Source organism: Paenibacillus sp. cl141a (genome assembly GCF_900109305.1).
Classification (GTDB): domain Bacteria; phylum Bacillota; class Bacilli; order Paenibacillales; family Paenibacillaceae; genus Paenibacillus_AQ; species Paenibacillus_AQ lautus_A.
Genome location: NZ_FNZO01000002.1, coordinates 178,663 through 199,100 on the forward strand (window position 1 = coordinate 178,663; position 20,438 = coordinate 199,100).

Genomic DNA, 20,438 nt, shown 5'->3' on the forward strand with positions numbered 1-20,438 from the left:
AGGCTCCACCCGGTGCGAGAGTTAGCGCGGGCGGAGCCATTTTTTGTTTAAAGAGTATCGGCTTGCAGGCGCAGCGCCTTCTTCTCGCGCAAATAATGGCGAATGATTCGCGACATGGCCTGCACGGCGGCGGATTGACCGACGGCCTGGTTCACGGTTCCGGTGAAATAGAGGCCCGACTCCGGGTGATGGAAGGCAAATGCCCCGGATTGGCCCCAGTGGCCGATGAGTCCGCGTCCCAGACTGAAAGGAGATAGCGGCTGTCTTGAAATGCCGATGCCATAGAAGAAGGGGCCGGGAGCAAACAGGAAGTTCCACTGCCTCTGGAGCTCCCCCAAATCACCCAGCGGAAACAAATCCCCGTTAAAAAAGGACCGCAAAAACGTCATCGTTTCCCTTGCCGTGGAGACGATCCCGCCCTCCGCACCGACTGATGCCATATACAAGGGAAGGTCCAGTCGCTTCTGCTTGTAATGGAACGGAACGGGGGACGCATCCTCCGGGTCATGATAAAAATAGGTTTGCGTCAGCTTGAGCTTGTCGAAGATGTATTCCTGGAATACGGCCTGAATGGATTCGCCCTTGATATTCTCGATGATTTGGCCAAGCAGCCGATAGTTGGTGTCGGAATATTGGGCTTTTTTCTGCTGTCCCGGTTTGAATTTAGGCGTTTTCCTTTTGGCCGCGGCCAGGACTTGGTCCAGGCTCCAAGCTCGATCCTTCCCGGCGATCAGATTCGAGAAGACGGTTTCCGAGAAATAGTCCGGGATGCCGGACGTATTGGACATCAAATGCTGAACGGTGATTTCTTCGCCGTAATCCCTGTTCTTAAACCTGTGGAGCCCGGTCATAATCTCTTCGGGCAGGTGCTTGCCAATGGGATCATGGAGCTCCAGCCGCCGCTCGGCGCGTAATTTCAAGAGTACGGCAGTCACGTACAACTTGGTCACGCTGGCAATGAAATAGCGGTCGTCAGGCTGCATATCACCTCCGCTGCCGACTATGGACAATGACCGCTCCTGGTCCTCGACGCACATCACCGTGCTAAACACATTTCTTTTATTGGCGATTTGAGTCACACATGCATCCAGAACCGCTTGTTTCAGGGGTGTTCCCATTCCCGTTCTACCTCCCGCGAACCGTAATTTTTCGTTCTTTTAGTTAGATTCCGTTCTCCTCACGTTTCCGAGCACGCGCAGCACGTATGAACGCTTCAGCGGCTTCGTCCATCATATTCATCATCTGCTCGTCATCCACGTTCTTCGTGAACAGATCGTTTGCCACCATGACGCAGAGACCTGTCTGAAACACCTGCATGTTCAATAAAATAGATTGCAGCTCCTGATCCGAAAATCCGCCGAGCTCCGGATCCTGCCTCATTAATCCGATCACCTCGCCCAGTTGTTCCGGCGTATTCTTCATATGGGGATTGTCCTTCATCATGAGGTCCGGATAAAGCACGGGATATTCCTTGGCAAAGCGGAGACTTGCCATGCCGATATCCCGGAACGGCTGTCCGGATTGCTGCTCCATGATCATGCCTCTGGCCACATGGAAGGCTCTTTCGACGACCTGCTGAAGCAGTTCCTGGACGTCGTTGAAATTGACATAGATCGGCGCGATGGAGCTGCCGAGACGTTCGGCTACTTTTCGGATCGTAATGGACTCGATGCCATCCGTTTTGGCAATGTCGAACGCGGCTAGCACGATATCTTGTTTGGTAAACTTCGTTTTTGGTGCCATGATGTCTACAGCTCCTTAAGTTATTCATATGTAGAACGATCAATATATATCACTTGATATATATTGATTATAATGAGTAATTGGACCGATTTCAATCCGATTCTCATGAAGCGTTCATGGAATCATGATTTGTAAATCCAGTAAAACCCACTTATAATAAGAACATATGTTTGTTAAAATAAAGAATAATGACATAGAGCATGGCAGGTCCAGGGAGGAGGAAGCGGAATGGCTCGTACGCAATATGAACGCATAACCACCAAGCAAACATTAAACCGAGTGAAGGAAGAGCGGATGCCCTTCGATTGGTCCATCAATCCGTATCGAGGTTGCGGACATGGCTGCAGCTTTTGCTACGCCCGCGCATTTCAATCGTTTATCGGGATGGGAGCGGAAGACGAGTTCCAGCACCATATTTTTATGAAGTCGAATGCGGCGGAAGCGTTGGAGAAGCAGCTGTCGAGCGCGGCGAGGAAGTTTAACTATGACATTGAAGCGATGCGGAGATCGATCGGACAGGTGACGATCGGAACGGCAACCGACCCGTACCAGCCGATCGAGGGCAAGGAGACCCTTACGCGGGAATGTCTGAAGCTGCTCGCTAAATACCGCATTTCTACCAGCATTACGACGCGTTCTCCGCTCGTATTGAGGGATTTGGATATCTTGACCCGGATGGAGAACGTGTCCGTCAACATGAGTCTCAACACGCTGAGCGGGGACGTCATCCGGAAGCTGGAGCCGGCATCGCCTCATCCGGAGGCCAGGCTTGATGCGATTCACAGATTATCGGCTGCTGGCATTAGAACAGGCTTGTTTGCGGCGCCTGTGCTGCCCTTTTTGACGGACGAGGAGCCGGAACTGAAGGAGCTCTTGTCCCAGGCAAAGGGAAGAGGCGTTTCCTTTGCGATGATCTCCTTGCTGAGACTGTCGCGCGACGTGAAGAAATGGTACCTCGAAACACTGAAATACCACTTCCCCGAGGTGGTTCAATCCTACCGCGAGTTATATGGACAAGGGGCTTATGCGGAAGAGCATTACGTTCGTTCCTTCAAGTCGATGGCGTCCAGGCTGTTGAACGAATATGGGCTGAGCGGATTGACCATGGGGGCACCTGCTGCCGTCAACCGATCCGGACCGATTGCAGCCTCGGAGAATGATACATCGGATGAAGGGGCCAACGATAACCCTGCGGGGGAATGGGCTGCTCCTGTACGTCCAAGGAAGCTTCCTCAACCGGCGGCCCCGGTTTCCGGAGAGGAACTAACTCCCGATGTTGAGCAGCTATCCTTTCCTTTTTGACGCTGCCTTACCCTTTGGCTTCAGATGCCGGATGACATTTTCGATCGGTTGGGGCGGCAGGGTCTGCAGCAGGTCGCCCTTTTCCCTCAGCCGTTCTTCGATGTTCAGCAGGTGAAACTCCGTGGGAGAAACGTCCTGGCGGACTTCGTCCCACGTGAGCGGCGTGGAGACGGTCCCGAGCCGCCGGGCCCGCGGGGTATAAGGAGCGGCGAGCGTCCTTCCGCTGTAGTGCTGAAGATAATCGAAGTAGATTTTATCGCCGCGGTTCTTCTTCAGCCGCTCGATGGTGAACAGCTTCGGGAACTTCTCCGTCACGTATTGGCCCACGAATTGGCCAACCGTTCGAAGTTCATCGAACGTTACGCCTTCCGGAATCGGAACGATGATCTGCACTCCGGTCGCTCCCGAGGTTTTCGGGACGGAGGACAGGCCCAGGGAGCTGAGCACGTCCCCTACAATGGCCGTCGCCTCCATAATCCGGGGCTCCTCCGGGAGCGTGGGATCCAAATCGATCATCCATTCGCAGGGCAGATGGCTGCCTGCCAGATGCAGGGAAGGGTGAAACTCAAGCGCAGCCAGATTCCCCAGCCAGAGCAGTTCCGGCAGCCCGTTGAGCAGCACGTAGTTAATATTTTCGTGCACATAAGTCTGGACAAAAGGCGGCAGCGGCTCGGGTGCATTTTTCTGGTAGAAGGATTCGCCTTGGGCTCCGTGCGGGTACCGGATGGTCGTGAGCAGCCTGCCCCGGCAGTACCGCAGCAAGAACGGAGAGATGGCCGCAAGCTTTTGCAAATACATGGCCTTGGTAATGCCGGCCTCCGGCCACAGCGGTTTGTCGGGATTCGTAATTTGAATCTCTTGCCCCTCGATCGTCAGGGTGCCTTTAATGGTACGAGCCATATGGTTTACACCCCCTCAATCGATACGAGTTTGGGATGGCGCATCATGCCATCCTGGCTCCACTCGAGAAATGTGACCTGGACTGATAAAGGCTGGTTAAGCCAGGCCAGCTGTTCTTTCTTCAGGTCGGTATGGAGCGATCTCCATATCGCGTCGGCACGATGGTTTTCGGCATATTGCAGCAGTTTCTTCTTCGTTTGCTCATTGAGCCCCAAGGAAGCCCGGCCGATGTAGTTCCCCTCGTCGTCTGCGATGACGAGGCTGGCTACGCGACCTTCCCTGATGATCATGGCGACGGCGGAGGCTGCCATGTTCACGGCAATTTTCTTTTTGTACCAATCCCGATGCTTTTTGCCCTCACGGTAAGGCGAGGAGAGGCGCTTCATGACAATGCCCTCCCAACCGCGCTGTTCCGCCCAGTCCCATAACGGTTCGCCTTCAAGAAACAGATCGGCGGTCAGCAGGCCTGGAATGTCGGAAACCGTCCCCTTGAGACGATGATGACGTTCCAGATAAGGCAGCTTGCGCAAGTCCTCGTCGCCATCCACCAAGAGATCGAACAGCACATAAGTAAACAGAGGAGCGCTCGTACTGACCGTACGCGAACGCTCCCGCTGAAGAACCTTCTGAAAGACGGGGCGGCCAAGCTCCGGATGAAAATACACGACCTCGCCATCCAGGAGAAGACGCCGATCCTGCAGGACGGATAATGCCTGAACGACTTCGGGGTACAGGGATGTTTTGTCGAGCAGCTTGCGGGAATACAGGGATACGCGATTCTGGTCAAGCCCGGCCAGAATGCGTACGCCATCCCATTTCAGCTGATAACCCCAATCTTCGCCGGTCGTAATCTGATCCGTCGAGATCGGAGCCATCGGCTCTTTCGGCAGCAAATTCTGCATCTGTCCCATGCGGCTTTAGGATGGGGAATCGGTTTTCTTGGATTTGGTCGTCCGGCGTTTCGGTTTCGGAGCATCCGCGTCAGCTTCCCCGCCGCTGACCTTGGCTGCAGGCTCTTTGGCAGCGGTCTTCCGGGTCGTTTTACGCGGCTTCGGCTTGGTGCCCGGGTCCGTTCCGATCGGCTTTACGGCCTCGATGCTGGCCTGAAGGGCCGCCATCAGATCCACGACGTTGGTCTCCTGACGGGCAGGGGCAATTTTGATCTCTTCGCCGGACACTTTGCTGTTGATCAGGTCCAGCAGGCGTTCGCGATAATCATCCGTATATTTTTCAGGGTCGAAGGGAGTCGACAACTGGTCAATCAGCAGTTTGGCCATATCCAGCTCCTTGGCGTTGACCTCGGTTCGCTCAGGCAAATTCGGGACCTGCGAAATCGGCCGGATTTCATCCGGGTAGAAAATCGTCTCGATCGACAGGCATTCATCCAGCACACGAATCGCAGCCAAACTGCTCTTGGAGCGAATGGCAATTTTTGCGATGCCGATTTTGCCGGACTGCTTCATCGCTTCCAGCAGCAGCCGGTATGCATTGGCACCTGCTTGATCCGGCGAGAGATAGTAGGTCTTCTGGAAGTAGATCGGATCGATCTCGGTCAGATCGACAAAGTCCAGAATGGTGATGTTTTTGCTGTTTGCTTCGGCGAGCTGATCAAGCTCCTCTTTTTCGAACAACACGAATTTCCCCTTCTCGTACTCATAGCCCTTCGTAATCTCCTCCCAGGCAACCTCCTCTTCACATACCGGACATTTGCGGATGTAGGAGAGCGGGCTGCCGCACTCCTTGTGAATGTACCGCATCGAAATATCCTTGTCTTCCGTAGCCGAGAACATCTTCACCGGCACGTGCACCAGACCAAAGCTGATCGCGCCCTTCCAAACCGTATGCATTCTATGAAACCTCCTATCAAGTTCTAATATGTTTTGGGTATGACCATGTAGTAAGCTCAATAAACGACGACTATAAATTTTTGAACTACCTCTAGTAGTGCGTGTTCAAAAAGGTCGGTTTTCAGCACCGAGGCTTATGCTTCCGATGAGCGTTTTTTCAAAACGCTTCAGTTGGATGAAGCTAGGGACGTCAGGAGCGGAGCGTACGTTTTGGGTACGTGAGCACCGGAAGGCCCGGCTGAATTCAAGATTCGATGCCGAGCTGCTTCCTGATTCGCTTCGTGATCAAAAGCGGACTTTTTGAACTACCTCTAGTAGTGTGCCCAAAAAAAGACTCTAGTATGAGTTATAGCTCAGGATTGCATAATTAGAACCTGTTTGTGGCATATTGACGATGAACGCTGCCTGTAAAAGGAGGTAATCTTCTCATGATGGAGTCTAGAGAAACCGAAACGTCGGAAGAGATACAGAAGGACAGAGCCTCGGACCATTCCGCATCCGAACCGGTGAACGGCGACATGGTGGATTGGAACAGCCTGACCTCGGAGGAGAGCGAGATCTCTCGGGAATCTACCATGTTCGATATTGACCGGATGATTAACGAAGGCCTTGGCGGAGGCAATGTCACGATGGATAACGGACTGATCGGCCCATCCACCACCGACACGATGGAGGTCGTGGACGAATCGCCAAGAGAACCGGAAGAAGGAGGATCATAACGTATGGAGATGCAGCGCGCCGTGGAGATTTTTAACTCCAAGGATACCTACAAGGTGAACCTGGAAGGGGAGCCTGTCTGGATCGAGCAGATCGATCCGCGGAACGGGATGGCTACCGTTCAGGTTGGTTCCCGTCCGACCAATACGCTGACGGTGAATGTGGACCGGCTGAAGGAAGGCGAATAGCCTGATTAAAGGGGCTAAGCTTCCTTACGGAAGCTTGAAATGGCATGAAAACACACCTTGTTCGGGGTTCCGTACTGTCGGAAACCGGATAAGGTGTGTTTGGTTTGCGTATATTTAGCCGTTAACGCAGCCCTCTGAAAAATAATTGGATATCATCCATCAGCAGATCAGGAGCTTCCAATGCGGCGAAATGGCCGCCCCGGTTCTTGCAGCGGATTGGGAGGACCGATATAATGAAGATCAAGTATTTTGAGATATGGGCAAACTAAATAAAGGGTGGGTTATCAGTGAATAATGGCCGTACGGAGGGCCGGTTTCGAATGACTTCAAGCAGTCTGGAGGAGACGGAGCAGCTTGCTGCTTGGCTGGCCGCGAGGGCGGAGGCGGGGACCGTCATCGGTCTGGACGGGGATCTTGGAGCAGGAAAAACGGCATTCTCCCAACAATTTGCACGGCATCTTGGGGTGAACGGGGTTGTGAATAGCCCGACGTTTACCATTATTAAAGAATATGAGGGGCGTCTGCCACTCTACCATATGGATGTATACCGTTTGTCGGTCGATGAGGCGGATGAGCTTGGGCTGGACGAATATTTTTATGGTGACGGGGTTTGTCTCGTGGAATGGAGCAGCCTGATCACCGAGCTTATGCCTGAGCAGTATCTTCATATCCAGCTGGAAACGACGGGCGAAACGAACCGGATCATCACGCTTTCAAGCCAGGGCGGGCCTTATGGCGAGTGGTGCCGGGATTTGAATGAAAAATGGGGTAGCATGAATGAACAACAATGACAAAAAGCCGCAGCAGCGGTTTTTGGCGCTGGATACGTCAACGGCTTCGCTGGCGGTATCCGTGATGGAGCAGGACAAGCTGCTGTCGGAGGTTAACACGAATGCGGACCGCAACCACTCGGTGCACCTGCACCCCGTGATGGATCAGGCGCTTGCGGAAGCCGGCATCGGCATGGACCAGGTAGACGGCATTGCCGTAGGATTGGGGCCAGGTTCCTATACGGGCATTCGCATAGCGGTGACCGCAGCCAAAACATTGGCATGGGCCAATCAACTTCCGGTCGTCGGGATATCCAGCCTGCATGCTTTGGCATGGGGGGGCTTGAAATCCGGATGCAGCGAGACGGCAGCAGAAAAGGGAGTCCACTGGGTCGTTCCGCTGCTGGATGCCAGACGTAGACAAGTGTATACGGCATTATTCGCTGCCGATTCCGAACGCCAAGCGGAAGCGCCGGTACGTATGGAAACGGACGGCATCCGTCTGATGCATTCCTGGGTGGAAGCCATAAAGGAACGCATCAGCAAGCTGCCTGAAGAGGAGCGCCCGGTCTGCATTTGGTTTATCGGGGAAGTGGACCTTCATGCGGAGGCCGCCCGAGGTCTGGTGCCGTGGTTTGGAGACAGGCTCCGGATTCATCCGTACTCGCTGGAGGGCCGCTGGATGGGGTATCTGGGAGCGGCCAGATTACTCGCCGGGGAAGTGGATGATGTGCATACCTTGGTGCCCAATTATACACAGCTTTCCGAAGCGGAAGCGAACCTGCTGCGCAAGCGGTGAAGGGAGCGTAGGATTCGTAATGGACGAGCAGAAGAAGCCGGCGGACGGTGAAGAAGGTTTGTCCTTCCGGCTGATGACCCTGGAGGATATACCGGAGGTTCTCGAGGTGGAGCGCGAAGCGTTTACCGTGCCCTGGACCGAGGAAGCTTTTCATAATGAGCTGAAACTGAATCATTTTGCGCGTTATATGATTATGGAATACGAAGGCCGAACCGTAGGGTATGCCGGCATGTGGACGATCGTGGATGAAGCGCACGTCACGAATATTGCCCTGCTGGAGCAGTATCGCGGACGCAAGTGGGGCGATCGGCTGCTGACGGAACTGATGAAGACCGCTGCCTATATGGGGATGGAGAAAATGACGCTCGAGGTTCGGGTGTCCAATCACGTTGCCCAGCGTTTATATATCAAAAAAGGGTTTAAACCAGCCGGTGTCCGGAAGGGGTATTATTCCGATAACCAGGAAGACGCACTCATCATGTGGGCAGATCTGCCCCCTTATCGAGAGGACGATGGCGAGGAAGGAAGTCAAAGGCTATCATGAAGGATGAAAAAATAGACCATCAGCACAGCTGCATATTGGCGATAGAAACGAGCTGCGATGAAACCTCGGTTGCCGTCGTAAAGGATGGCTGCGAGGTATTGTCCAGCGTCATTGCCAGCCAGATTGAAACGCATAAAGCATTCGGCGGGGTGGTGCCCGAGGTGGCCTCCCGCAAGCATGTGGAGAGCATTACGTTAATTATTGAGCAGGCCGTAGCCGAGGCCGGGATCGAAATGAAGGATTTGTCGGCGATCGCCGTCACGCAGGGTCCCGGTTTGGTCGGAGCGCTTCTCGTGGGCGTCATGGCCGCCAAAAGCCTGGCCTTTGCGCTGGGCAAGCCGCTGATCGGCACGCATCATATTGCGGGTCATATTTACGCAAACCGCTTCGTGGGCGACATCACCTATCCTTGCATGGCGCTGGTTGTTTCCGGCGGCCATACCGAGCTGGTCTACATGAAAGACGAGGGCAGCTTTGAGTTAATCGGCAGGACGCGGGATGATGCGGTTGGCGAAGCATACGACAAGGTGGCAAGGGCGCTTGGCTTCCCTTATCCCGGAGGCCCTCATGTCGACCGTATGGCCTTGGAAGCCGAGGAAGTCGTGGATCTTCCCCGCGTATGGCTGGAGCCGGATTCTTATGACTTTAGCTTCAGCGGTTTGAAATCGGCTGTATTAAATGTCGTCAATCAGAGCAAAATGCGTGGAGAGGACGTTCGGACGGAAGCGATAGCCCGGGGCTTTCAGGAATCCGTCGTGGAGGTGCTTGTGGAGAAGGCGGTTCGCGCCGTCAAAGCATACGATGCCAAACAGCTGCTGCTGTGCGGAGGCGTAGCCGCCAATCGCGGACTTCGTCAAGCATTGTCCGAGCGGTGCGGGCAGGAAGGAATTCCGCTGACGATCCCGCCATATCAATATTGCACCGATAACGGAGCGATGATTGCGGCCGCCGCGCATTTGAAATGGAAGAGGGAGAGCTTTACGCCGCTGGATATGAAGGCTGATCCTCAAATGTCGCTGGAATTTTGGGCGGAACATTAAGCTAAAGCTTCTTGACACGTCTCTGTCCAGAACGTATAATCATGATCAAATTCCAGAATGTTGAAACGCAAAGAACAGGACCAGTAAGGTAAACCTTGGATGAAGAGAGCTGCGGGACGGTGCAACGCAGACGACAGGAGCCTGAACTCACCTGGGAGCGGAGCAGGGGAACCTCGCGCAATGAAATGCCTCTAGGCATAGATGAAACTGCGGAGTTTGACCTTGCTACGGGATGGCCTCCGTGAGAACGGCTGCGCACAAATCCTTTGTGATTTGGCGATGGAGGGGGCTTTAAGGTCCGGGTTGCAATGACCTAGGATTAGAGTCAACAAGAGTGGTACCGCGATAGGATAGCCTGTCGTCTCTTGCATAAGAGATGGCAGGCTTTTTTGCATGCTTAGGCAGCGGGAGGCTCGGATCAGGCAGAAAGCATATAACAACGAAGCCATGTTGAAGAGGCAAAGCTACCTGGTGAAGGGGAGCCGGATATGTATTTGGATAACAGCATATCGTATAAACGCGATGAACGGGAGCAGTAGAAGGGAGCTGTCTACAGAGAGCTGCGGTTTTGGTGCAACGCAGCGGCAGCAAGCTTTGAATCTCGCCCGGGAGCGGAAGAGGGAACGTCTGCAGGTTGGATGATTTGATCCATCCGGATCGGCTGCCAAGAATGCAGATAGGACTCTCTTACGGCGTTCCTCCGTCATCGGGAAGTCCTTTCTCATCATGACCCGGCCGGCATGAGGAGATCATGGACAGTGAGTGGACACGTACGTGCGGCAGCATCGCTGCACAGCATGGCGTGTCAATTAGAGTGGTACCACGGAGGGTCTTTAGCCCGTCGTCTCTTATGATATAAGAGATGGCGGGCTTTTTTGCTGCCGGCAGCAGCAGGGTGGGAAGCGGACGCAAGTCGACGTGCGGACGTGCATTTGAACATAACCAGTAGGATAGAACAACGGAATCCAATCGAATGAAAATCAGGGTTATACCCTAACGAAGGAGGAATATCGGAAGATGAATGAATCCAAGAGAACGATCCGAATTTTCGATACGACATTGCGGGACGGAGAACAGGCACCAGGGGCAAGTCTCCAGCCCGAGCAGAAGATGGTGCTGGCCGGAAAGCTGGCGGAATTGGGCGTTGACGTGATGGAGCCCGGGTTTCCGGTATCCAGTCCCGGAGAGTTCGCCGCTGTGCAGGCCATTTCAAGGCAGCTGCAGCAGGTGGAGATTTGCGGGTTCGCGCGAGCGGTAAAAGGGGATATTGATGCGGCCGTCAAGGCAACCCAGGATGCGGCCAGAAGGCGGATTCACCTGTTTATATCCTCTTCCGACATCCATCTTCGCCACCAGCTGCGCATGAGCCGTTCGGAAGTCGTGGCAAGGGCGCGTGAAATGACAGCTTATGCGAGGCAATTCAGCGATGTGGTGGAATTCACGGCGATGGATGCTTCACGAACGGGCATGGACGACCTGATCGAGATGGTGGAGGCCGTTATCGAAGAGGGAGCCACGATCATCAATCTGCCGGATACGGTCGGATATGCGCTTCCGAACGAATACGGCGAGATGTTCCGGCGCGTGCGGGAAGGCGCCCGAGGCGGGAAGACGGTTGCCTACAGTGCCCACTGCCATAACGATCTCGGTTTAGCCGTGGCCAACAGCCTGGCCGCGATCGAGAACGGCGCGAGTCAAATTGAGGTCACCGTGAACGGGGTGGGCGAACGTACAGGCAACTGCGCGCTGGAAGAGCTTGTCATGGCTCTATCTACCCGGGGTGACATGCTGCGGGCAGAGACGGGCATTACGGCCGAGAAGCTGTACGAGGTATCCCGCCTCGTCAGCGGCGCGATGCATTTTCCGATCGCCTTCAATAAGCCCGTGGTCGGCCGGAACGCCTTCCAGCATGAATCCGGCATTCACCAGGACGGTCTTCTGAAGGATCGAAGCACCTACGAGATTATGGATCCGGAGAAGCTGGGTATTCCGCGAAGCATGATCGTACTGGGCAAGCACTCCGGACGGCATGCCCTGAAGGATCGCTTGGCCCGTTACGGCGTCCGGCTCGAGGGAGCTGAGATGGAATCCTTGTACGATACCTTCAAGGAAGCGGCTGACCGTCAAAAGGTGGTCAGCGATGATCAGCTGCTGCAGATGGTCAGCAGCACATTGGGCAAGCCGGCACAGGTGTACGAACTGGCCGAGGTGCAGGTCATTTCCGGCACGGGAAGCAGCAGGGTTGCCGCGGTTACGCTTCGCCAATGGAGCGACCAGACGGAAGCTGCCTACTCCAGCGTGGCGGACGGTCCCGTGCAAGCCGTCATATCGGCGATCAGCCAAGGAATCAGCAGCGACATCCGGTTTGGCGATCTGGAGCTCCATTCTTTAAGCAGCGGCGAGGACGCGCATGCCGAAGCGGCGGTAACGGTGGAGAAGGCCGGCAAGATCTTCCGCGGCACGGCCGTGCACCAGGATATCGTCATGGCCGCGGGCTTGGCATACGTTGCGGCATGCAACTCGGCGTTGATGTCGGTTTAGGCAGGGAAGCGAATAAGGGACTTCAGCGTGCCTAGCTTTTATTTGCTTAAGATTGGCACAAGCGACCTTCAACCCGGAACGGGGAAGGTCGCTTTTTTCCATAATAATAAAAAGTAGGCCCTATATAGGAGCTAATTATATAGAACATCAAACTCTGTCAAGTTGTGAACAACGTTATCCACATATTCGCCAAAAAATGTGCATAACCGAGAAAATTGTCGATAAATCGGTCTTTTGCAAGACGCTGAAAAGAGGGGACAGGATTTTCAAATTTCCCGGTGGAAACTGTGGATAATGTGAATAACTTAGTGGATAAAGCTGGATATAGGACCGGAGATCCGCATATAACAACAAAAAAATGGCCGTTTCGGCCATTTTCATGGTAAACTTATGCACCATTCCTGGGGATAAGTTTGTGTATAAACGCAACTCTTCATTTGAAACACTTTTGTGAATTTTTTTAGGCTTCCAGCAATGACTCCCATTCGGCAAAAATTTGCTCAAGCTGACTCTTTTTCTCCTCTAACGACTGCTGCCGTTCTTGGAGTGCCATATAATCCTGATAGATCTCCGGCAAGGTCATTTCGCTTTCCAATTGGGCAATGTCCGATTCCAGGACATGAATTTGCTCCTCCAGGCTGGCAAGCCTGCGCTGACGGTTTCGTTCCTCCCGTTTCGCCTGCTTCTCGGCTTCGAAGGAAACGGCCCCTTGCTTCTCGGGCATAGCCTCGGCTTTCCCTTCCTGTTTCAGGGTGTGGCGGGCAAACGGCTCGGAAGGCTCGTTGTTCATATCAAGAATTTCCTGTTTTTTCTCCGTATAGTCGTCATAATTACCCAGGAAATGTTGAATACCGTCCGGATGAAGCTCGATGATGCGTTCCGCCATCTTATTAAGGAAGTAACGGTCATGGGATATGAACAATAAAGTGCCCTCGTAATCCATGAGTGCCGATTCCAGCACCTCTTTTGCAAACAAGTCTAGATGGTTCGTCGGCTCGTCCAAGATGAGCATGTTGGCTTCCAGAAGCATGAGCTTGGCAAGCGAGACGCGTGCTTTTTCCCCGCCGCTTAAGGAGCTGATCTTCTTGAGCACATCTTCGCCGCTGAAGAGGAAATTTCCCAGAACGGTACGAATGCGGGCTTCCTCCATATGCGGATAGGTGCCCCACAGCTCTTCCAGGACGGTGTTGCTCGGATTCAGCTCGGATTGCTCCTGATCGTAATAGCCGATCTTTACTTTTGTACCCCATTGCAGCGACCCTGCCGTCGGTTTCATGGTACCGATCAAGCATTTCAGGAGCGTCGATTTGCCCACCCCGTTGGGTCCGATCAAAGCTACGGTTTCCCCGCGGCTGAGATCAAAGGAAACTTGCCGAAACAGCGGTTTGTCCTGCTCGAACGCAAGCGACAGATCACGTACATGAAGGACGTCTTTCCCTGACATATACTCGGCTTCAAAAGAAAAATGAGCTTTCTTAAGATCGCCCAGCGGTTTGTCAAGCCGCTCCATTTTATCCAGCGCTTTGCGGCGGCTCTGCGCACGCTTGGTCGTAGAGGCCCGTACCAGGTTTCGCTGAATGAAGTTCTCCATGCGGGAGATCTCGTCCTGCTGCTTCTCGTATTGCTTCAGCTGGGATTCGTATTCAGCTGCTTTCAGCTCAATGTACCGGCTGTAGTTGCCTGTATATTTTTTGGAATGGCGGCGTTCGATCTCCACGATGGTGGTCACGAGCCGATTCAGGAAATACCGGTCATGGGAAACGACGAGCAGCGAGCCGGAATAACCGCGCAAATAATCCTCCAGCCAGGTGAGGGTTGCGATATCCAGATGGTTGGTCGGTTCGTCCAGCATCAGCAGGTCGGGTGCCTGCAGCAGTATTTTCGCAAGAGCCAGCCTTGTCTTCTGCCCGCCGCTTAACGTGGCAATGGACGTATCCGGCGAAAAGCTGCCGAATCCCATGCCGTGCAGCACGCTGCGGATGCGTGTTTCGATCTCGTATCCGCCTTGATCCTTGAACCAGTCCGAGCGGATCGCATAACGATCCAGAAGCTCCTGGTATTTCTTCGGATCTTCGCTCGACTTGGGGTCGGCGATTTGCTCCTCCATCTGACGAAGCTCACGCTCCATCGCCAGCAAGGGAGTGAAGACATCCAGCATCTCGTTCCATATGGAGGAATCGGACTGAAGCCCGCTGTTCTGGGCAAGATAACCGACGGTGGTTTCCTTGGCTTTGAAGATTTGTCCGCCATCATAGGACATCTCGCCGGCCAAAATTTTAAGCAGCGTCGATTTCCCGGCTCCATTGACTCCGACGAGGCCGATTCTTTCTCGTTCAAGGACTTGCAGATTGATCCCGTCCAGGACGGGCGTAACGCCATATAATTTCGTAATGCCATTGGCTTGCAGCAGCATGTTATGTGAAACCTCCATCTTCCTATATGATTCTTCCATTAATTCTTCATTATAAGAAAAACGACTCCCGACGTACATGCTAAGACATACTGCGCGTAGACGCTGTTTTTCTGGCGATCTGAATGGTCGCGTGCTTTGGAGCTTATGCGTTTCTTCTATTTTAAATTAAGTGTACATGAAAATGACCGAACAATCGACCATGATCATCGACTTCCGGCATTCTTGGCTAAAGGAAGGAACAGTGGTAAACTAAACATAATTATAAGCGTGAGAGGAAAGATCACGTGTGAACCCTGAGGAAGATTTGAAGCGGGCATCCGCAAAAGCCGCCCTGCGCAAAACGATGGCATTGCGACGGAACGAGTTATCTGAGGAAGAGCGGACCAAGCGGTCGAAGCAAGCCTGCGCGTTTGCTGTGGAGGTGATGGACCATCTCCATCTTCAGAGCATGATGATCTATGTTCCATTTCGTTCCGAGCTGGATTCCCGGCCTCTTATCGAATGGGCGTGGAAACAGGGGATCCAGGTTATCGTTCCACGGAGCTTGCCCCAAGACCGTTCGATGGAATTGTATAAGCTTCAGGCATGGGACGAGCTGGTTTCCGGCGCTTACGGCATTTCGGAGCCTGATCCGTTACGGTCGCAAAAATGGAATCATCCGGGGCCGGATATCATCTGGGTCCCGGGGCTTGCGTTTGACAGAATGGGCGGAAGGCTTGGATACGGAGGCGGTTATTATGACCGGCTGTCGGACAGGCTTAACCAGGGAGCACAAACCGGCGCTCATCGGATCAAGAAGCCCTTGTGGGTGGGGATCGGTTACGAGGTTCAGGTCTTAGAACAAGTTCCTATGGAAGAACATGATAGGGTATTGGACGGTTTGGTTACGGAACAGGGACATAACGTGAAGACCAGACCTGCAGCGGAGGGATAAGAGATGGAACTGAGTCATTTTAATGACCAAGGCAGAGCACGAATGGTGGATGTCAGTGATAAGGATGTGACCGCCCGGACAGCGGTAGCGAAGACAACGGTCCGTATGCATCCGGGTACGCTGGCCCGCATCCAGGAGGGGAAGATCGGCAAGGGAGATGTGCTTGCCGTGGCACAGGTTGCGGCCATTATGGCGGCCAAGAACACGTCGAACTGGATTCCGATGTGTCATCCGCTGCCGTTGACCGGCGTGAATGTGGCGTTCAGCGATAACGCCCAAGACGAGTTATATATTGAAACGACCGTGAAAACCACAGGCAAAACCGGTGTTGAAATGGAAGCTTTGACAGCTGCTTCAGCCGCTGCGCTGACGGTCTATGACATGTGCAAGGCCCTGCAGAAAGACATGATCATCGGCCCGACCCTGCTGGTAAGCAAAACCGGCGGCAAGAGCGGGGATTACATACAAGAAACGACATAGCATAGATACAGGAGATTCGGACGAGTGGGAAGGAGAGAGGGCAGATGGTGTGGAAAACGGCGATCCTGACGGCGAGCGATAAAGGCTCGCGGGGGGAACGCGAGGATACGAGCGCTCAAGTGATCCGGGAATTGGTGGAGGAAGAGCTGAGCGGTGAAATCATCGAATACCGGATCGTACCGGACGAGCAGGACGAAATTATCGCGGCATTGATCGAGCTTACGGATTATTATCAAGTGGACCTTGTTCTCACGACAGGCGGTACGGAGCTGGCGGTGCGGGATGTTACGCCCGAGGCGACCAAGCGGGTCATCGAACGCGAAGTGCCCGGCATTGCCGAAGCGATGCGTGCTACCGTCATGCAGAAGAATCGGAGCGCCATGCTGTTTCGGGGCGTATGCGGCGTCCGCGGCCGTACCTTGATTGTCAATCTGCCGGGCTCTCCCAAAGGCGTGCACGAGAATCTGGCCGCGGTCATGGATCAGCTTCCGGAGGCACTGTTGATGGTAACGGGTCAGTATCGCGAACAGCTCTAACAGTAACCTATTAGATAATTATGTAAATAAACTGTCACGTTTCTGGACTGTATATGTGATTTACATTATGGTATGATAGCGATATATGAGCTTGTTTCACTGCTGAAGTCGGATGATTTTCTTTAGTTAATAACCTGTTGCAGCTGCAGGGCACGATGGATTAATGTCATCCTGAAGTCCTTTTGAAGGCATTAAGCAGGACGAGGAGGAGAACAGATATGAGTACAATTGGAGTGCCGGGCATTATTTTGCTCGTTATTTTGGCGCTGCTCTTGTTCGGACCGAACAAACTTCCTGAACTTGGACGTGCGGTTGGAAGAACATTCCGTGAGTTTAAGGACGGTGCGCGGGAGATTATCGCTGACGATGCACCGGCGAAGAAGAAAGAAGAGGCTCCCCAGCAAGCCGTTGCCGCGGAGCCAGCCAAGATTGAAGACAAGCGTCTTCCGGAATAGAATTAAAGCAAGGCTTGAAGTCCCTTCCTTCGGGAGGGATTTTGTTTTGTCAGGGTCACATACAGGGTGGTGGTTAACTTGTCGGAGCAAGTGAAAGATATGGCGCTTGTGGAGCATTTGGGCGAGCTTCGCAAACGAATTATTATTGTGCTCGTGGTATTCGTAGCGGGCCTGATCGGGGGGCTTTTCGTTGCGGAGCCGATCTATCATTATTTGACGGCGGCCGAAGAAGCCAAGAACTTTGAGCTGCATGCCTTCTCATTCTGGGATGGTATCGGAATCTACATGAAAATTGCCGCCATTTTCTCGCTCGTCATTTCCGTACCGCTGATCTTCTATCAGCTCTGGGCGTTCGTCAAGCCGGGGCTGCGCAAAGAAGAACAGAAAGCGGCCATACGTTACGTTCCGTATGCGTTTATTCTGTTCCTCGTCGGGATCACGTTTGGTTATTACATCGTATTTCCGATGACGCTGTCGTTTACCACGGCGATTACGCAGAGCATGGGGCTTCAGGAAACCTACGGGATTACCAATTACTTGAATTTCATGTTCAATCTCGTATTGCCGCTGGCCTTGCTGTTTGAGCTTCCGCTTGTGGTGATGTTCTTAACGAGAATTCGCATTCTGAATCCGCTGCGGCTTCGCAAGATGCGCAAGGTCGCGTATTTCGCGCTGGTCTTTATCGCGGTCGTCATCACGCCGCCGGACTTTATATCGGATTTCCTGGTCACGATTCCGCTGCTGCTTCTGTACGAATTCAGCGTGTTTCTGTCTTCCGTGATCTATCGCAAGCAATTAGAAGCGGACATGGAACGGGACAGCCGCTACGTAAGGGCTGACGAAGAGGATTGACCGTATTGTTTTTTTGCAAAATAAGAGATCCTCTAAGAATAAAAACACCCGCGAACTTCACTCCTCGGGGAGTATGGTTTGCGGGTTGTTTTTTTGTCGAAAGAATGATGGATTAGAAATCAATGTGCATCATTGCCTTAGTCTTCTTCATGGGAATCATGTCATGGCTGCGTCTTACCTTCATCGTGCGCATATCTCGCCAGAGCCAGTGCTGCGGTTTCTTGCATTCGGGCCAGCAGCGTGCTTCCTTCTACGACTTTCACCCTCAGGCCGAGAAAACGAATCCGCGAAAGCAGAAATTCGCACTCATCCTCCAAATAGCAGACCTGAATGCGGTAGGTATCGGAAGGTTCCTCATAATGCACCGTTTTGTCAAAGCAGGAAAAGGCGTAAAGGATCCGTGACAATTCCCCGTTGTACCGCCGGTGGATTTCAATGATCGCTTGCTTCTCTCGGTTTTCCATCAGCCGCTGCAGCCGTTCCTTGATGCGATCGATCCGGAAGGAGGGGAGCGAAGTCGCTTGTATATATAAAATATGATCGAGTTTCGTGTACATGAGTCCTCTACGGCTTTTGCTGTACCAGATCAGCATCCATTCCCGTTTGATCATGGAATACTCCAGTTTGTATGGGAAACCGGACTGATTGCTGCGCGTTTCTCCAAGCTTCGTGCGGTAGCTTAGGCGAAAGCCCTGATCCTGCATGATCATTCTACGCAAGGTTCGAAGATGCGGATGGTATACGCTTCGTTCCTGTCCCTTGGCTTTCTCCAGAATGATTCCTTTCATCTCGGCACCGCTATGCTCCAAGTGGAGGAGCTCTTTGAGCCGTTCCAAGGTACCGGGCGTAAAGGCGTTTGCGGCCTCGGGGTGCACCAGCATCATTTTCAGCCATCCCCGTTCCTGAGCGGTAATGGCAATCGAGTCGGTTTCCTCAAGCCTAGTGATGATCTGGTAGTTAAATATCTTCTCGAATGGATTCTGGCTCATAATAAGCGGCAATCTCCTTCCATTCCTTAATGAACTCCTGTCGAAGGGAGCGTGGTTTGAGCACCTCGCAGCTGGAGCCGAAGCTGCGGAGCCAAGGCTTAATTTCGCTTGTGCCGTTCACTTCAATTTCGTATAAGAACGAACTCTCGGATTCCATGGTAACGGTCCCCCATTGCCCTTGCGCTGTAACCCGGTTCAGCACGAAATTTACTTTGCTGTCCTCCGGGTTAAAGAATCTGGCTACGACTTTGGTGGGATTCCGGGTATCGGTTACCCAGCTGTGCTCGAATTCGGCCAGCGTTTCCATGAGTCGCTGCTGGAATACTTCTTCTTCAACCACTTCGCCTTCTTCGATTTGAGTCAATCCTTCCATGCGAAATTTCATGAGGCCCTGTCTGCCGTTATGACCGATCAGGTACCAACGTCCGTATTGATGGTCATAGATCACGCGCAGCGGCAGCACCGTTTCCCGAAGCCCTTTGGATTCCCTATGGAACAGCGGATTCGTGTTTTGGGAAGCATAGCGTGAAGTGCTTTTGGGCGATAAATACAGGAAACGGATTCTCGCTCTTTTGGTGATGGCCTGAAAAATGGTGTGCAGATGCGCCTCATCCAATATGCGTGAAGGGTAATGATACTTATAAATATAGGCCGGGGCCGAGTGTGCGGCGATGTCACGATTGCGCAAGGCCCTTTTTAAATTGTCTCGAAGCATATACCCCTGCACGGACGGGAGCTGCGTGTTCGACATGACGTCCACATAATCGTAGAGATCAAGTAGCTCGTCGTCCGACAACGAATCGATGAGATCACGGGCGCTCCTGTAACGGTACGGCCGTTCTGAGCCTGTCTTCACGATCACTCCGACTTCTTCCAGGTATTTGAGATCCCCCCGTATCGTCTTCTCATCGGGCAGGGATTCTCCATCGGGGAAGTGCTCGCCGCATAGGTCGATCAGCTCTTTTGCGGTTAACTGCTGATGCTGCAGCTGGGTGAGGATCATGGACAGCCTTAAGCTTTCCGATGCTTTGAGCGATTTACCGCGGAACAATAGCAGCAAGAGCGGATCAGCGGTTTCATAGTATGAATAGCGCAAGCCTTCGAATAGGGCGACGCTTTGTTCTTCCGAGAGCTGCGGCTGTAGCGATTCAATCCTGTTTTTTAAATTTCGGAGGGTTTTATCATAGGTATGTACCGAAATGCCGAGTCGATCGGCCAGTTGTTGCCGGTTGTATGCGCCGCCGGCCAGCGCCAGAATACGAAGAAATTGGATTTCTTTATCAAAGCTTTCCCGTGCCATGGCGCCCTCCTTCAAATCATATATTAGATCGTACGTGATCCAGTCTGTAACTATTGTAGCAAGGATAGGGAACCGAATAAAGGAAGGA

Annotated in this window: 21 protein-coding genes and 1 other annotated feature; of the genes, 13 read left to right on the plus strand and 8 right to left on the minus strand. The window is 53.1% G+C overall.

Translation table 11 applies throughout. From position 1 onward, the window contains the following. Positions 1 to 47: 47 nt before the first annotated feature. Positions 48 to 1,118, minus strand: a complete 1,071-nt coding sequence (locus tag BMX45_RS05920; protein WP_090908923.1) for a serine hydrolase domain-containing protein — start codon at positions 1,116 to 1,118, stop codon at positions 48 to 50. A 43-nt stretch (positions 1,119 to 1,161) separates the two neighbouring features. After that, positions 1,162 to 1,743, minus strand: a complete 582-nt coding sequence (locus BMX45_RS05925; RefSeq protein WP_090908924.1) for a TetR/AcrR family transcriptional regulator — start codon at positions 1,741 to 1,743, stop codon at positions 1,162 to 1,164. A 228-nt stretch (positions 1,744 to 1,971) separates the two neighbouring features. Between BMX45_RS05925 and BMX45_RS05930 the strand changes: the two genes are divergently transcribed. Beyond that, positions 1,972 to 3,045, plus strand: coding sequence for an SPL family radical SAM protein (locus BMX45_RS05930; RefSeq protein WP_090908925.1), 1,074 nt, complete (start codon positions 1,972 to 1,974; stop codon positions 3,043 to 3,045). On the opposite strand, the gene ligD is transcribed toward BMX45_RS05930, so the two are convergent. From ligD to BMX45_RS05945, 3 genes are read right to left on the minus strand one after another with little or no spacing between them, the layout of a single operon-like run. After that, positions 3,028 to 3,945, minus strand: coding sequence for a non-homologous end-joining DNA ligase (gene ligD, locus BMX45_RS05935; RefSeq protein ID WP_090908926.1), 918 nt, complete (start codon positions 3,943 to 3,945; stop codon positions 3,028 to 3,030). The genes BMX45_RS05930 and ligD overlap by 18 nt on opposite strands. Before the next feature lie 5 nt (positions 3,946 to 3,950). After that, positions 3,951 to 4,856 carry an ATP-dependent DNA ligase gene (locus BMX45_RS05940; protein ID WP_090908927.1) on the minus strand — a complete coding sequence of 302 codons (906 nt, stop codon included), beginning with the start codon at positions 4,854 to 4,856 and terminating at the stop codon, positions 3,951 to 3,953. A gap of 6 nt (positions 4,857 to 4,862) precedes the next feature. After that, entirely contained in the window at positions 4,863 to 5,792 is a 930-nt protein-coding gene (locus tag BMX45_RS05945) for a non-homologous end joining protein Ku (protein WP_090908928.1), read from the minus strand. A gap of 428 nt (positions 5,793 to 6,220) precedes the next feature. Here BMX45_RS05945 and BMX45_RS05950 point away from each other — a divergent pair, with 428 nt between their 5' ends. The 7 genes from BMX45_RS05950 to BMX45_RS05985 all read left to right on the plus strand — a co-directional run bounded on the left by BMX45_RS05950 (position 6,221) and on the right by BMX45_RS05985 (position 12,391). After that, positions 6,221 to 6,511, plus strand: a complete 291-nt coding sequence (locus BMX45_RS05950) for a hypothetical protein (protein ID WP_036665182.1) — start codon at positions 6,221 to 6,223, stop codon at positions 6,509 to 6,511. 3 nt (positions 6,512 to 6,514) lie between these two features. After that, on the plus strand, positions 6,515 to 6,697 hold the full coding sequence (locus BMX45_RS05955) for an H-type small acid-soluble spore protein (protein ID WP_090908929.1): 183 nt from the start codon (positions 6,515 to 6,517) through the stop codon (positions 6,695 to 6,697). Between the two features lie 320 nt (positions 6,698 to 7,017). Continuing rightward, complete coding sequence (gene tsaE, locus BMX45_RS05960) at positions 7,018 to 7,488, plus strand: tRNA (adenosine(37)-N6)-threonylcarbamoyltransferase complex ATPase subunit type 1 TsaE (protein WP_090908930.1); 471 nt, start codon at positions 7,018 to 7,020, stop codon at positions 7,486 to 7,488. Continuing rightward, positions 7,475 to 8,266, plus strand: a complete 792-nt coding sequence (tsaB, locus tag BMX45_RS05965) for a tRNA (adenosine(37)-N6)-threonylcarbamoyltransferase complex dimerization subunit type 1 TsaB (RefSeq protein ID WP_090908931.1) — start codon at positions 7,475 to 7,477, stop codon at positions 8,264 to 8,266. The genes tsaE and tsaB overlap by 14 nt, the downstream gene beginning before the upstream one ends. Before the next feature lie 19 nt (positions 8,267 to 8,285). Next, positions 8,286 to 8,810, plus strand: a complete 525-nt coding sequence (gene rimI, locus BMX45_RS05970; RefSeq protein ID WP_090908932.1) for a ribosomal protein S18-alanine N-acetyltransferase — start codon at positions 8,286 to 8,288, stop codon at positions 8,808 to 8,810. Continuing rightward, a complete protein-coding gene (tsaD, locus tag BMX45_RS05975; protein WP_090908933.1) occupies positions 8,807 to 9,850 on the plus strand; it encodes a tRNA (adenosine(37)-N6)-threonylcarbamoyltransferase complex transferase subunit TsaD in 1,044 nt (347 codons plus the stop codon). Before rimI ends, tsaD begins: the two co-directional genes overlap by 4 nt. A 513-nt stretch (positions 9,851 to 10,363) precedes the next feature. Beyond that, positions 10,364 to 10,702, plus strand: a binding site (T-box leader). A gap of 165 nt (positions 10,703 to 10,867) precedes the next feature. After that, a complete protein-coding gene (locus BMX45_RS05985) occupies positions 10,868 to 12,391 on the plus strand; it encodes a 2-isopropylmalate synthase (protein WP_090908935.1) in 1,524 nt (507 codons plus the stop codon). A 460-nt stretch (positions 12,392 to 12,851) separates the two neighbouring features. On the opposite strand, the gene BMX45_RS05990 is transcribed toward BMX45_RS05985, so the two are convergent. After that, positions 12,852 to 14,804, minus strand: coding sequence for an ABC-F family ATP-binding cassette domain-containing protein (locus tag BMX45_RS05990; RefSeq protein ID WP_090908936.1), 1,953 nt, complete (start codon positions 14,802 to 14,804; stop codon positions 12,852 to 12,854). Positions 14,805 to 15,090: 286 nt separating this feature from the next. On the opposite strand from BMX45_RS05990, the gene BMX45_RS05995 reads away from it, so the two are divergent. The 5 genes from BMX45_RS05995 to tatC all read left to right on the plus strand — a co-directional run bounded on the left by BMX45_RS05995 (position 15,091) and on the right by tatC (position 18,061). Beyond that, entirely contained in the window at positions 15,091 to 15,738 is a 648-nt protein-coding gene (locus tag BMX45_RS05995) for a 5-formyltetrahydrofolate cyclo-ligase (RefSeq protein ID WP_090908937.1), read from the plus strand. Between the two features lie 3 nt (positions 15,739 to 15,741). Further along, positions 15,742 to 16,218 (plus strand): cyclic pyranopterin monophosphate synthase MoaC, encoded by a 477-nt coding sequence (gene moaC, locus BMX45_RS06000; protein ID WP_090908938.1) that lies wholly within the window; start codon positions 15,742 to 15,744, stop codon positions 16,216 to 16,218. A 44-nt stretch (positions 16,219 to 16,262) separates the two neighbouring features. Beyond that, the gene (locus BMX45_RS06005; RefSeq protein ID WP_009593970.1) at positions 16,263 to 16,754 is read left to right on the plus strand and encodes a MogA/MoaB family molybdenum cofactor biosynthesis protein; all 492 of its coding nucleotides are present in this window, start codon (positions 16,263 to 16,265) and stop codon (positions 16,752 to 16,754) included. Positions 16,755 to 16,972: 218 nt separating this feature from the next. After that, positions 16,973 to 17,209 carry a twin-arginine translocase TatA/TatE family subunit gene (locus BMX45_RS06010; protein ID WP_009593973.1) on the plus strand — a complete coding sequence of 79 codons (237 nt, stop codon included), beginning with the start codon at positions 16,973 to 16,975 and terminating at the stop codon, positions 17,207 to 17,209. A gap of 78 nt (positions 17,210 to 17,287) precedes the next feature. Then, a complete protein-coding gene (gene tatC / locus BMX45_RS06015; protein WP_090908939.1) occupies positions 17,288 to 18,061 on the plus strand; it encodes a twin-arginine translocase subunit TatC in 774 nt (257 codons plus the stop codon). Between the two features lie 161 nt (positions 18,062 to 18,222). Here the strand turns inward: tatC and BMX45_RS06020 are convergent, their stop codons facing one another. After that, positions 18,223 to 19,050 carry a WYL domain-containing protein gene (locus BMX45_RS06020; RefSeq protein WP_090908940.1) on the minus strand — a complete coding sequence of 276 codons (828 nt, stop codon included), beginning with the start codon at positions 19,048 to 19,050 and terminating at the stop codon, positions 18,223 to 18,225. Continuing rightward, complete coding sequence (locus tag BMX45_RS06025; protein ID WP_090908941.1) at positions 19,019 to 20,350, minus strand: helix-turn-helix transcriptional regulator; 1,332 nt, start codon at positions 20,348 to 20,350, stop codon at positions 19,019 to 19,021. The genes BMX45_RS06020 and BMX45_RS06025 overlap by 32 nt, the downstream gene beginning before the upstream one ends. Positions 20,351 to 20,438: the final 88 nt, after the last annotated feature.